This is a genomic window from Alteromonas sp. ABV2_168 (assembly GCF_056161165.1).
Map to the genome: position 1 here is coordinate 180,865 of NZ_JBSWYQ010000005.1, position 13,396 is coordinate 194,260.

Sequence of the window (13,396 nt, forward strand, 5' to 3'; positions counted from 1 at the left end):
AAAACACATCTGTAAGACCGGTATCACAGTGATTTTATTTCAATTAAATATTGTTCATTTACAGGTTATACGCTGCTGCAATTACGGGATTTCAACTGAAACCGTCGAATTGTGCAGTTTGTTTGGGTAAAAACAAACTGGCATACAGCCTTGCGGCAAATTCATCTGTCATGCCTGATATGTAATCAGAAATGACTCTGTGACCGTTATCCTGTTCCTGCGCTTTCAGCCAGCGGCTGCGTGTATTATCCGGTAACAGCCGTTCCGGTTCTGAACTGAATGCTTCAAACAGTTCCATCACTGTTTGCTGACCTTTGTACTCCAGTAACTGAACTTCGGTTTTCCTGATGACCTTCTGAAATACAAAATCCTTAAATAAAGCCAGGGCGTTGAAATGCCGCTCAGGCATAACGGCCTGGTAACGGAGCAGGGGATGGCTGAATACAGGATTTTCTTCAATGACAATCGCGGTAATAAAGCTATTTACCAGTGCTCCGATGGCATTTTTCCGTTCGTGATGGCGCTCACTGAACAGGCGTTTTGTGAGAGATGTGATCTCTGCTGACAGCCACGGGACATCCATTTCTGCAAGAGGTTTGGTTACGGCTTCAGTAAAGGCGCTGACCGAGACCATTTTCATCACGATGGCATCTTCAAGATCATGGATCCCGTATGCGATATCATCCGCCAGTTCCATAATGGAACAATCAAAAGATTTGTAACGGGTTTTCCCGTGTCTGTCTTCATTGTGCTCATACGCCATGAACCGGTCTTTTTCGTCATCGCCCAGAGGGTCGAGCAGCCAGTCAAACAATGCTTCATCACAACGGTAAAGCCCTTTGGGAGGGTGCCAGTGCGAGGCCTGAAGCTGCCTCAATGAACCCGGCCGGGTACCGAGACAGGCAGGGTTTGTAAGGGTGTCGATAAAATTGGGGTATTTTACCAGTCCCAGAATACTGCGGCGGCAAAGGTTCATGCCGTGCTCTTCAGTATAGGGTTCCAGCTGGCATATAATGCGGAAGGTCTGTCCGTTTCCTTCAAAGCCGCCGTGATCATGCATCATATAATTCAGTGCAATTTCACCACCATGCCCGAAGGGAGGGTGACCGATGTCATGAGCCAGACAGAGGGTTTCAATCAGGCTGCTGTCGAGATGCAACTCGCGGGTTTCGCCGGGAAACTTGCCCTGTAACTGAGCGGTAATGCCGGTGCCGATTTGAGCTGCTTCCAGTGAGTGCGTAAGACGGGTGCGGTAAAAGTCGCTGAGTCCGGCCCCCAGCACCTGTGTTTTCGACTGCAACCGCCTGAAAGCGGCGGAATGCAGCACTCTGGCTTTGTCCCGTTGCCACGGGTTTCTGTGATCACCGTCCCGGGATTGACTGCGTGGCAAACGTCTCTCACACCACTTTGACGAAAAATCCGGCATACTGCAGTTACTCTCTCACATTTATGCGTGTTGATTCAGTGTTCAACATAGCATCAAACCCTTGAATTACAAAGGGCTGAGGGAGTCAGATATCCTGTTGTGACAGTTCATCAACGCTTACCAGACAATTGTCTGTGAAGGTGTCGAACAGATAACGGACTTCCGGCAGCTTTTCTTTAAAATGGGCAAGCATGCCGTCGAGGCGGTCACGGACGGGAATAAACTCGCGGTTACCGAAAGCAATTTCATCACAGGCTTTTAACCAGGCGGAGATAAGATCGGCGGCTTTCACCAGCGTTTTATATTCAGGATCCACACTGGCCTGTACCACCAAATCTGAGAAATGCTTTTGTAATGCCAGAGGCAAAGAAGCGACACATTCTTTTTCAGAAGCATCTTCCAGCTTTTTGAATTCCCGCGTGATGCGGGGATTATGATATTTGGTGACATGATTAATATCTGATAGTTTCGTTTCAGATACCTCATGGTAGAGCGCAATAGTCGCGGCACGTTCAGGGCTTAGCGTACCGCCAAAATGTTCTTTACGGATGACTGCAAGCAGGTGAGCAATGACCGCAACCTGATGGGAATGCTCAGCAATATTTTCCCTTTTGACGGTATGCATCAGAGACCAGCGTTTGATCAGGGGCATACGCAGGATCCAGGCTAAAAACGTGCTTTGCTTTGACATTAGATTACTTCCGGTCCGTGCTGACGGTAATGTTTGAAGAACGAACCGATGCGGGTAAGTGCAGGTTTAAGGATGTCAGCATGGGGTAAAAATACCAGTCTGAAATAACAGCCTTCCTGAAGGTTAAATGCCCGGCCGTGGACAAGAAGAATTTTCTCTTCATTCAGCAAATCAAAAATCATCTGCTCGTCATTGGTGATATTGAATTTTTTCGCGTCGACCCGGGCGAAGCAATACATTGCGCCTTTAGGTTTTACACAGTGGATGCCGGGAATACTGTTCAGCATATCTGCAGCCACATCCCGCTGGATTTTGAGGCGACCACCATCGTGGACCAGATCGTTAATGCTCTGATATCCACCCAGCGCTGTCTGAATCGCGCTCTGGCAAGGCACATTGGCACACATCCGCATGGATGCAAGCATGTTGATCCCTTCTATATAGTCTTTAGCAATACGCTTGTTACCGCTGACTACCAGCCAGCCGGCACGGAAACCTGCCACACGGTAATTTTTAGACAAACCGCCCAGCGTCACACAGAACACTTCATCAGTCAGGGAAGCAATGCAGGTATGCTTGTGACCGTCGTAGAGAATTTTGTCATAGATCTCATCAGAGAAAATAACGAGGCCGTGTTCTTTGGCTACATCAACCACCTGTTGCAATAAGGTTTTGTCGTAAACCGCACCGGTAGGATTGTTCGGATTAATTAAGACGATTGCCCGTGTTCGGCTGGTGATTTTACTTTTAATATCGTCAATATCCGGAAACCAGTCTGCCTCTTCGTCACAACGATAATGCACAGGTGTTCCTGAAGACAGGCTTACTGCGGCTGTCCACAATGGATAATCAGGACTTGGAATCAACACTTCGTCGCCGGTATTCAGTAATGCCTGCATTGCCATCATGATCATTTCACTGACGCCATTGCCAATAAAGATGTCATTAATGCGGATGTCCGGAATGTTCATTTGCTGGTAGTACTGCATCACGGCAACACGGGCCGCATAGATACCTGCAGATTCTGAATACCCCTGGGAAGTGGGCAGATTATAAATAACATCTTTCAGAATATCGTCAGGCGCTTCAAAGCCGAAAGGCGCCGGATTCCCGATATTCAGTTTCAGAATTCGATGTCCCTCATCTTCCATCTTGCGTGCTTGCGCCGCAATAGGACCCCGGATGTCGTAACATACATTATCCAGTTTGTGAGAGCGTTCTACAGGTTTCATCAGGTCTTCTAATCTATCAGCGTAAAAGGGCTGACAGAGTATCGCATCGGCTGGGTGTCTGTTAAGAGGATTTTGTTATCTTTATCATCATTTTATGGTGATAAGGGAAGAAGTTATTCCGGTATTCACTATTAAATGAATGGTTTCTTCGTGATCCGTTGCATTCTTTTGGCTCATCTTATGATGAGTATTTTTTAAAAGCACATGTTGCTACTGTATTTTTAGTGCCGGCTTTATACATTTTTATGCGCAAATAATGAGCACTTCTCCTGCCGTATGTAGTCAAAAGTAGGGGTTGAAATGTAATTTAATTACAGAATTTAGGCTTTTTTGGTCCGGCAAATCGTCTTTTACATGTGAAATTTTGTTAAACTTTCAGAAAAAGTGCTTTAAATCTCGCTGTTTCAAGCTCAATTTTTAGATTTATATCTCATTATATTGTTATTTGTTATTCTATTTCGAAATATGCTTTCAGGAATAATCAAATAAATACAATGATTTGCAAATGTAACAAAGCTGATTCATTGCCTTTTACCAAACTGTTACCCACCTGAAACAATAATACAACAGCATTTACGCGGATTTTGTAGGATAAATATATACGTCGACAGGGCACAGGGTCCTGAAGACAAAATAATAAGTTCGCCAAACTTTGAGGAAATGAATTATGAAAGCTATCACTAAAACTCTTGCTGCTGTACTGAGCGTTGCTGCTGTTTCTGCACCTGCTTTTGCTGCTGATAAAGAATACCGTTTTATCGGTGACACTCAATTCGCCGGTTTCTGTAAAGCTGTTGCTACTGACGATGTACGTGCACTGCGTGTTAACCTGAGCCGTAACGTTGGTCGTATCGCTGCTACTGAGCGTGAAGTTCTGCGTATGCTGACTGCTGAAGACGGTTTGACTTGCAACGGTTCTACTCTGGTTGACTTCTCTGTACAACGTGAAGCATCAGACGTACATGAATTCCTGACTTCACGCAGCTAAGCGTGGGTTGGCTAAAGAGCAGGGTGGACGCCATAGCAATTATGGATGCTCCCACCCTGATCAATGGCTACCGTTATTCTCTTCCCGCCTGAAAACGACGATTCACTGATTCCCTGCTTTTCGTCATCATTTTTACCACGTTAAACCGCAATCTCAGTAAAGCCACGTAAGCCATAGGTACCAGTACCAGGCTGGTTAGTGTTGAGAATAGCAGTCCTCCGATTATCGCAATGGCCATAGGTGAATATGCCGGCCCGTCTCCGCCTATTTTTGTGCTGCCTGCAGCCAGAGGCACCAATCCCAGTACGGTTGTTGCCACGGTCATAAGCACCGGCCTGATGCGTGACATACACCCTTCTGTTACTGCACGGTACAAAGGGACATTTTCATTTACCAGCTGATTGATCCTGTCGACCAGTACAATGCCATTGTTGACCACTATACCCATCAGGATCAGCATGCCTATCATCCCCATTACCGACATCGACGTACCGGTCACAAAAAACGCCCAGAATACGCCGGTGAACGAGAATAAGAGTGATGTGATCACTGCGGCAGGTAACAACAGTGATTCAAACAGGGCAGCCATGACGATATAAATCATGCAGACAGCCAGCAACATATTCATCTGCATGACCGCGAAAGCCTCATCCTGCCGGCGGAAACTGCCATCCAGAGTCCACTGGTAGCCTTCTGGTAAAGCAACATACGCCATGGCATGTTCTATCCGTTCTCTTGCCTGCTCCACGGTCACATCTTCAGCAAGGTTAGCTCCCACAGACAGTGCGGTCTGGCGGTAGAACCGGCGAATTTCGGACAGCTGAGGTTTTACCGTAATACCGGCAATCATATCTAAGGTAACAGGGCGGTTATCAACATGACTCACAACCAGACTTTTGAGGGTTTGCAGTGATGCCTGTTCCGTTTCGCCATACAGCAGTCTCACACCGGTTTCGCCGGAATCACCGTAGCGGAACGTGCGCAGATTTATGCCCCGCAGCGCAGTGCCTACCAGGCCGGCAATGTCGTCAGGCTTGACTCCGGCCCGCCAGGCCTTTTCACGATCAATAGTGATCTGAAATTCCTGTTTTTCACTGCCCACATCGGCTTTTACGTCCTCCAGTCCGTCGATGCTGGCCAGAACCGGCACCAGTGCATCAGCGAGTTCCCGAAGGCGGGTAGACGACTCTCCCAGTAATGTCAGACGGACACCGCCACCGTTGCCGCTGTCCCACTGGAACGACGGACGGGCTCTGGCAAATTGTGGCATTTTTTCGCGGATAGCCTCTTTAATGTCTGACACCGGAACAGGTAGTTCATCATTCAATGTGATCCCTGATACCGCATGACCGGCTTCGAAATAGGTATAAACCTGTTTAATATGAAAAGCCTGCTGATTTTCATACAGAAATGCTTCCATTTTATTAACGGTAGATTCCACCTCTTCAAGGCTGTAATTTTGCGTGATGTGGTATTCAAGCCAGATACGCTCATTATCATTATTCCCTTCATCATCTCCGCTGATCTGACTCAGTGGTATGGCTGCGCTAAGTAATATCAGTAACGCCAGAAAACCGGTTGTTTTCTGATGTGCCAGTGACCAGTTAAGTAATCGTCCATAGCGGGTAATATAGCCGGGTTGGATTAACTTCTTTTCCACCGGTACTTTCACTTTTGAGACCAGCAAAGGGATCAACGTCTGCGACAGCAACAAAGAGGCAAACAGTGAAATACAGATGGCAATGGCCACGTGCTCCAGAAATACCGTGATATCAATTTTGACGCCCACAATGTTAGGCAGAAACACGATAGCTGTCGTGGCCGTGCCGGCAATAACCGCAAGGCTTACTTTATTGATGCCAGTCTGTGTGGCACGCACCGCATTACTGTCACTCTGACGGGCCTGAAAAATACTTTCTGTGACAACCACCGCGTTATCCACCAGCATGCCTACCGCCAGCATCAGGCCCATCAGGGACAGGATATTCAGGGAATAGCCCATCAGGTACATGACGCCAAGGGTAATACAGATAGAGAAGGGCACCGAGAGGACAACAATGAAAGTGGTGGATAATTGTCGTAAAAATACATAAAGCACAGCCACAGACAACAGCGCCCCCAGTAAACCTGCCATGATCAGATCGCCCAGCGACGAACTGACACTTTTCGCGGTGTCATCCATCACAAACAGGTTGATTCCGTTAAATTCAGGGTCTGACTCTGCTTTTTTAATTACCGCCATGACTTTGTCTGCTACTTCAACCAGATTACTGCCTGATTCACGAAATACATTGAAGCCAACCGCGTAAGTACGGTCCAGATGACGGCCTTCATTGCGTTCCGGACTTTCCCAACTCACGGTAGAAATGTCTTTCAGCCGGATCCCGGGTCTTACAATCAGATTTTCAAAGTCGGTAATATCAGTGAATTCTCCTGCCGGATTGATGATTATTTTATTTTCAGTACCAAGTGCTCCCGCCGACGCTGAAAAATTAGCTTGTCTCAGTCGCTGACTCAGTTTGGCTGTATCGATTTTAAGTGCACTGAGTTGTTGCGGATCTAAGCGGATGACAATCTGCTTTTTCAACACGCCGTAAAGTTCCACTTTCGAGACGCCCGGTACCCGTTCCAGCGGGCGCTTAAGGTTTCTTTCCAGTAAGTCATAAGCGTTACTTAAATCCCGTGCACTGGATACCCTTAACTGAAATACTGGCATGTCGTTGGTATTGAATTTGTAAACCAGTACCCGTTCAACATCATCCGGTAATTCGTGGCGGATAGCGTCGATTTTCTCTCTGGCTTCAATGCTCTTGGCTTTGATATTTTCATCCCAGTCAAACTCGATGAAAATTTGCGCCCGGTCTTCCATGGATGTGGCCTGCAGGCGTTTGATTCCTGACATGGTAGCGAGTACTTCTTCTACCGGACGGGTTATCATGCGCTCAACTTCAGATGGCGTGGCGTCACGGTATGGCACTTCAACCACTATCTCAGGAATATCGATTCCGGGAAATTTCTCCAGGGGTAATAACCGGGATGCCATAACGCCGAACAGCAACATGGACAAAAAGCACATGCAAACGGTAACCGGGTGGGTCAAAGCAAACCGTGCCAGACGGGCAGCACCGGCAGAAGCGTGATTATCCATAAGTGCGTTCTCCGTTTTCTTCCTCTGAAAGTGCCGGACGGGCCGCAAATTCTTTCGTATCAAATAAGCTGTACAGTACCGGGATAAGTACCAGTGTCAGCAGAGTGGCAAAGGTTAATCCTGATATCACAGTGACCGCCATGGGCGTACGCACTTCTGCACCATCGCCGAAACCAATTGCCATGGGTAACAGGCCGAGAATAGTGGTAAGGGTTGTCATCACAATCGGGCGTAGACGGCTTTTCCCTGCATCGATAATCGCTGCATTTTTTTCCATGCCGGCAGCCCTGAGCTGATTAATGCGGTCGATAAGCACAATGGCATTATTCACAACAATCCCGCACAACATGATAAGACCGATAAATACCACTACAGAGATATGTGTGTCAGTGAGCCAGAGCCCGAACACAGAGCCTGCACCGGCAAGTGGCACGGCAAACAAAATAAGCAGGGGATGTAACAGTGATTCAAACTGAGACGCCATCACCAGATAGACCATAAAAACAGCAAGGGCTAAAGCAAACTGCAATGACGCAAAGCTTTCCTGCATATCCTCGCTCTGCCCGGCCACTACCGCTTTTAATGACAGGGGGAAACGGATTGATGCCAGTGCTGCCTGCGCTTCTTCCACGGCTTCAGCCAGATCGCCGTAAGCAAGGTTAGCGTTAATAAGCACCACACGTTGCTGGTCTTCGCGGGTAATCTCAGACGGTCCCGTACTCATAAACACATCAGCAACAGCGGATAGTGGTACAGGGAAATCACTGTCCGGATTGACGATAATTTGTTTGACGTCGTTAACATTATCCCGTTGTTGCAACTGATTACGTACCAGAATGTCGACCTTTCTGTCATCCATAGAGTATTGAGTTGCCACCTTACCGCCAACTTGTGCTGCAACAACATCCGAAACCTGCTTTGCGTCAAGGTCCAGTCTGGCAAGTGCGGCATTATTAAAGGCTATTTTAAGCTCGGGATTACCGGCCTGCAGTGTTGTGGTGATGTCAGTAAAGCGCCGGTTTTGCTCAAGCTTTAACATAATCGAACGGCTGTATTGTTGTAACTGGTTTAAATCGTAGCCCTGCAACTGGACCTGCAACGGGGCTGCAAAACTGAATAACTCAGGTTCGCCAAACTGACTTTGTACGCCGGCCTGCGATGACAGAAATTGCCGCATGGCTGTTTTTACTTCTTCCATGTCATCAGTGCCTGCACCGGGCTTCATAACAACATTTAACTGACCCCAGTGATCACCACCCTGTCCCGGGGCTGCGCTGAGTAAACTGCCGGTTCCGGCCAGTGAATAGCTTCGTTCCACGCCGGCCCGGGCATTGGTGACCTCAGCCAGCCTGGCCAGTAAGGCGTCGGTATGCTGAACCCGGGTACCCGCCGGCAGGGTGACTTCGACGTAAAACTCTCCCTGAGTGAGTTTCGGAATAAGTTCCATTCCTAGGCGTGGCAATAACAGTACAGAACTGGCAGTAATGGTAAGGGCAATAACAAGGACCATGGCCCGTTGTGAGAGGGCACCGCGTATTGCTTTATCATAGCCTTTTTCCAGCAAACTGAAGCCTGCTGCTACCAGTGCGGTGAGCGGACGGAACAGCACGCCAAAGCATACTGATAAAGCCTTCCACAGAGCAAAAATAACAGTGAATAATGCCTGAGGTAAGTAAATAAACAGCAACCGGAACGGAAATGTGAGAATTGCTTTAAGGCCGCGCAGGGCAGGATGTGCAGATGAGGGCACGACGGGCTGGCTGAAAGTCTTCGTGTGAGCAGGTTCTGTGCGGCGGCTGCGTGCTGCAAGAGCAGGGATCAGTGTCAGAGCCACGACCAGAGAAGCCGCGAGGGCAAATGACACGGTCATCGCCTGATCACGGAACAACTGCCCGGCGATACCTTCAACAAATATCAGAGGCACAAACACCGCCATCGTGGTGAGTGTGGAGGCAATAATCGCACCGGTCACTTCTTCTGTACCGCGCTCTGCCGCCAGGGCTTTGTTACCGTTCGTGAGTTTGCGGTGTCTGTCGATATTCTCCAGCACCACAATGCTGTTATCCACAAGCAGACCTACTGCCAGCGCAATACCACCTAAACTCATGATATTCAGGCTGATGTCATTACCATACATCAGATTAAAGGTGGCTATGACGGAAACTGGAATGGAAACCGAGATGATTAGCGTAGTGCTGAAATCCCGCAGAAACAGGTAAATCACCAGCATTGCCAGCAAGCCGCCGATCATCGCTGACGTTTTAACATCGTCGATGGCCTGCTTAATAAAGGTGCTCTGGTTGTAAATGGTTTCAAGATGATATTGTGCGGGCAGCGCTCCGGACAACGCATCAATTTCGGTCAGAACCCGTGTAGCCACATCCACAGAGTTCGCATCGCCTTCTTTATAGATGGCTATCTCTGTGCCTTCCGTGCCGTTAAAACGGGTGACAGCATCTCTTTCTTTGTACAGATTACTGACGCTGGCCACGTCTTTTAACTGAACATTTTTGCCTTCAAACCGGCTGATATACACATTTTCGATATCTTTCAGGGATTCAAATTCGTTGAGTGTGCGCACCAGAAATGCCTGCGTGCCGTCATCCAGCCGGCCTCCTGCGGCATTGACATTCTCTTCCTGTAAGCGGGTGATAATGGTGCTCATACTGACACCCAGCTGACTGGCTTTCCGGGGATCAACCAGTACCTGAATTTCGTTTTCAAGTCCGCCGCCCAGCCGCACAGAGGCAACACCTTCAACAGACTCCAGTTTGCGCTTTATCTGCTCTTCTGCAAATAAGCGCAGTGTCTTCATTTGTTCCGCTGCCAGGCGGGGATCACTTGAAAGGGCATCCGGTGTCAGCGACAGGCCCAGTTTCATCACCGGATCCATAGAGGGGTTAAACTTTAAAAGCCGGGGTTTGTCCACATCCAGTGGCAGTTGCAGAATATCCAGCTTTTCCCGTACTTCCAGGCTGGCAAAGTCCATGTCAGTACCCCAGGAAAACTGCAGTACCACATCAGACTGACCAGCTCTGGAAATTGATTTAACGCTTTTGACGCCTTTTACAACACCTACCGCTTCCTCTACCGGCTTACTCACCAGTTGTTCGAGTTCCGCAGGCGCAGCACCTTCGTAGTCAGTGCGGATTGTAAGTGTCGGGTAGGACAGTTCAGGTAACAGATTCACCGACAGTCTGCTCAGTGACACCATACCAAAAAGCAGAATGGCAGCAGTAAACATGGCGATGGCGACCGGACGTTTAACCGCTAATTTTACAATACTCATTGTCAGTTCCTTTGCGCGTAAAATCAGCTGTTAACAACGTCTACAGGGGTTTGATCTTTAAGATTCTGGTGGCCAACGGTGACAACGGTTTCGTTGCCGGTGAGGCCGCTGATAATTTCCACCATGCCGGCATCTTCAAAGCCCAGCGTCACAGGCACTTTTAATGCTTTTCCGTCACGGACAACAAATACATTGCTCTCGTTATCAATACTCACCAGTGCAGAGCGAGGCAAAAGCGGCGTATCACTGTGAGTGTCATAATTCAGGGCAACTTCACTGAACATACCGGCTTTCAGTCTTTCTTCGTCATTGGGTACGTTCAGAGTCACTTTAAATGTGCCGGTTGTGGCATCAATGACAGGGCTTATACGTGCTACGCGGGCAGTAACTTTGCGGTGGTTCAGTGCGGGGATAGTCAGTGTAGCCTGCTGATTATTGCGGATTTGAGAAAGTTCACTCTCGGGCAGATAGACAATACCTTGCAGGGATTTCTGCTGGACAATATGAAACATACGTTCGCGCTGGAAGGATTCAGTCAGGTTACCAACTTTGGCATTACGCTCTGCAATATAGCCACTGATAGGGGCGGTGATGGTCGTTTCTTTCAGATCCAGTTCGGCCAGTTCAACATTCGCCTGTACAGACTCAAACTGAGCGGTCAGCTTCTCAAACGCATCGTCACTGATCAGTTTGCGGGAATATACCTTATTCATTTTCGCCAGTTCCTGCTCAATACCGGCTAAGTCAGCTCTTGCTTTTTGCAGGTTCAGTTCATAACGTCGTTTATCAAGTTGCGCCAGGATCTGACCTTTTTCAACATAGTCACCTTCTTCAACCAGGATATGTTCGATGATGCCGGATGCTCTGGCGACAACGAACGCTTCTTCCTGCGCTTCTAAAATAGCGGTGGTTGCATAATTTGACGAAATTTCACCCCGCTGAATGGTTATCGCCTCAACAGGAATAGTAATGATAACGGCCTCTTCCTTTTCTTCATCCGTGGCGCCGGCATTGCCGCAACCGGCAAGGGTCGTGCTGAGTAAGCCAAGTGAAAAGGTTGCTGCGAGTAATAAAGGTGTTCTGGTTTCCATGGTCAAAGCCCGTAGTGAGTACTGTTATAAGTTATACCCCGTAACAGCATTGACCATGCCACTCTACAACTTTCGTGTAATTGTTATTATATTCAACAGGTTAGTGGTTTTGGTGAGAGGAGGGGAGTTGGCGAGATACACAAGTATTAGTCAAAACCACTAATTACTGGTGTTAAAATCAGTGTTAAGCAAAATAATTGAGAGGCTTCTGAGCGGACTGACATCAGGGCTTCAAAAAGGGAAGAATGAAGCCGGTCGTCAGCTCCACATCACACATATTGCAGCTATAGCAATAAGCACCAGGCCAGTCACTTCGTGACCTTTGACCGGTGTTTTCAGCATCACCGCCGAAATGACCATGGTGGTCAGCACTTCTATCTGTCCCAGTGTTTTTACATAGGCCACATACTGTATAGTCATAGCACTGAACCAGCAAACTGAACCAAAACAGCTGGTGGTACTGGCAGCCAGCGTCAGTCCCGGCTGACGGCGAAGTTGCCGGAATACGTAGGGCTCTTTTATAGAAATATAAACACAGAGGATCAGTGTCTGAATGCACAGAACCCACAGCAGTCCCCAGGCAGTATTCACCGGGAAGGGAACAGAAAGCTGATTGGCCGCCTCGCGGATAAACAGCGAGGTCAGTGCAAAACTGCCTCCGCAGGCGAGTCCGGTCAGTATGGTTTTCAGGCTGAGTTCGCCTTTGCGCGTTGCACCACTCAGTACAAATACCGCAACCGCCCCGATAATGATCCCCAGCCAGCCAAAAGAGGTAAGCTGACTACCGAAGAAAAGCGTGCCTAAAACCGCGGCAACCAGCGCCTCGCTTTTTGCCAGTCCTGCACCCACAGCGAAATTTTTTTGCTTAAACAACACCACCATAAGGGATGTGGCCACAATTTGCATGACTGCGGACACCAGAATATAGGCGATAAAAGTGCTGTCAAATGCCGGTATGCCCACAGGATAAAACTGATAAAGCGTAATCAGATAGGCGAGGGCGATTGGCGGAGCAAAAAGAAAACGGGCCAGCGTCACACCTGAGGTGTTGACGTGCTGGCTGAGTTTACTTTGAAAGGCGTTTCTGAATGTTTGCAGGATTACCGCGCCAACGGTAAAGAATATCCAGGTCACAGAATTTCGAAGCGGGTTTCGATCTCTACATTACCTGCCAGCATTAACATCACTGAACAGTATTTTTCTGCTGACAGTTGTACGGCTCTGGCAACGGCTTTTTCAGATAAACCTTCGCCTTTTACTTTATAACAGGCAACAATTTTAGTGAAAACTCTGGGCGGGTTTTCTGCGCGCTCTGCTACCAGTTCACATTCACAATGGGAAATGTCGAACCGGCCTTTTTTCAAAATATCCACCACATCGATACTGGAGCAACTCCCGGCTGCAATCAGCACGGATTCCATGGGAGAGATGGCCTGTCCGTTGCCGTCCATCACGGTTTTGTAGCCGGAATCTGTGGTACCGGTAAAAGTGAGATCGTTATCCCATACAACTTTTGCTTTCATGTTATTCC

The 13,396-nt window shown here is 48.2% G+C and carries 9 protein-coding genes; 1 reads left to right on the forward strand and 8 read right to left on the reverse strand.

Translation table 11 applies throughout. From position 1 onward, the window contains the following. Positions 1–91: 91 nt before the first annotated feature. The 3 genes from ACXAH4_RS09900 to ACXAH4_RS09910 form a co-directional block, all read right to left on the reverse strand. The gene (locus tag ACXAH4_RS09900; protein ID WP_474844302.1) at positions 92–1,426 is read right to left on the reverse strand and encodes an anti-phage deoxyguanosine triphosphatase; all 1,335 of its coding nucleotides are present in this window, start codon (positions 1,424–1,426) and stop codon (positions 92–94) included. Positions 1,427–1,511: 85 nt separating this feature from the next. After that, positions 1,512–2,117, reverse strand: a complete 606-nt coding sequence (yfbR, locus tag ACXAH4_RS09905; protein WP_474863894.1) for a 5'-deoxynucleotidase — start codon at positions 2,115–2,117, stop codon at positions 1,512–1,514. Then, positions 2,117–3,349 carry a pyridoxal phosphate-dependent aminotransferase gene (locus ACXAH4_RS09910; RefSeq protein WP_474881715.1) on the reverse strand — a complete coding sequence of 411 codons (1,233 nt, stop codon included), beginning with the start codon at positions 3,347–3,349 and terminating at the stop codon, positions 2,117–2,119. The genes yfbR and ACXAH4_RS09910 overlap by 1 nt, the downstream gene beginning before the upstream one ends. A 667-nt stretch (positions 3,350–4,016) precedes the next feature. On the opposite strand from ACXAH4_RS09910, the gene ACXAH4_RS09915 reads away from it, so the two are divergent. Further along, positions 4,017–4,337, forward strand: a complete 321-nt coding sequence (locus ACXAH4_RS09915; RefSeq protein ID WP_349586916.1) for a hypothetical protein — start codon at positions 4,017–4,019, stop codon at positions 4,335–4,337. A gap of 73 nt (positions 4,338–4,410) precedes the next feature. On the opposite strand, the gene ACXAH4_RS09920 is transcribed toward ACXAH4_RS09915, so the two are convergent. The 5 genes from ACXAH4_RS09920 to ACXAH4_RS09940 all read right to left on the reverse strand — a co-directional run bounded on the left by ACXAH4_RS09920 (position 4,411) and on the right by ACXAH4_RS09940 (position 13,388). Next, a complete protein-coding gene (locus tag ACXAH4_RS09920; RefSeq protein WP_474881716.1) occupies positions 4,411–7,485 on the reverse strand; it encodes an efflux RND transporter permease subunit in 3,075 nt (1,024 codons plus the stop codon). After that, positions 7,478–10,774 (reverse strand): efflux RND transporter permease subunit, encoded by a 3,297-nt coding sequence (locus tag ACXAH4_RS09925; protein WP_474881718.1) that lies wholly within the window; start codon positions 10,772–10,774, stop codon positions 7,478–7,480. Before ACXAH4_RS09925 ends, ACXAH4_RS09920 begins: the two co-directional genes overlap by 8 nt. A gap of 23 nt (positions 10,775–10,797) precedes the next feature. Then, positions 10,798–11,865 carry an efflux RND transporter periplasmic adaptor subunit gene (locus ACXAH4_RS09930; RefSeq protein ID WP_474844298.1) on the reverse strand — a complete coding sequence of 356 codons (1,068 nt, stop codon included), beginning with the start codon at positions 11,863–11,865 and terminating at the stop codon, positions 10,798–10,800. A gap of 258 nt (positions 11,866–12,123) precedes the next feature. Then, positions 12,124–12,999 (reverse strand): EamA family transporter, encoded by an 876-nt coding sequence (locus ACXAH4_RS09935; RefSeq protein WP_474881720.1) that lies wholly within the window; start codon positions 12,997–12,999, stop codon positions 12,124–12,126. Next, entirely contained in the window at positions 12,996–13,388 is a 393-nt protein-coding gene (locus ACXAH4_RS09940; protein WP_474844296.1) for an OsmC family protein, read from the reverse strand. The genes ACXAH4_RS09935 and ACXAH4_RS09940 overlap by 4 nt, the downstream gene beginning before the upstream one ends. Positions 13,389–13,396: the final 8 nt, after the last annotated feature.

Bases quoted from the DNA above. Each gene is read 5' to 3' on its own strand.
- ACXAH4_RS09900 (WP_474844302.1), bottom strand. From the start codon at position 1,426: ATGCCGGATTTTTCGTCAAAGTGGTGTGAGAGACGTTTGCCACGCAGT.
- yfbR (WP_474863894.1), bottom strand. From the start codon at position 2,117: ATGTCAAAGCAAAGCACGTTTTTAGCCTGGATCCTGCGTATGCCCCTG.
- ACXAH4_RS09910 (WP_474881715.1), bottom strand. From the start codon at position 3,349: ATGAAACCTGTAGAACGCTCTCACAAACTGGATAATGTATGTTACGAC.
- ACXAH4_RS09915 (WP_349586916.1), top strand. From the start codon at position 4,017: ATGAAAGCTATCACTAAAACTCTTGCTGCTGTACTGAGCGTTGCTGCT.
- ACXAH4_RS09920 (WP_474881716.1), bottom strand. From the start codon at position 7,485: ATGGATAATCACGCTTCTGCCGGTGCTGCCCGTCTGGCACGGTTTGCT.
- ACXAH4_RS09925 (WP_474881718.1), bottom strand. From the start codon at position 10,774: ATGAGTATTGTAAAATTAGCGGTTAAACGTCCGGTCGCCATCGCCATG.
- ACXAH4_RS09930 (WP_474844298.1), bottom strand. From the start codon at position 11,865: ATGGAAACCAGAACACCTTTATTACTCGCAGCAACCTTTTCACTTGGC.
- ACXAH4_RS09940 (WP_474844296.1), bottom strand. From the start codon at position 13,388: ATGAAAGCAAAAGTTGTATGGGATAACGATCTCACTTTTACCGGTACC.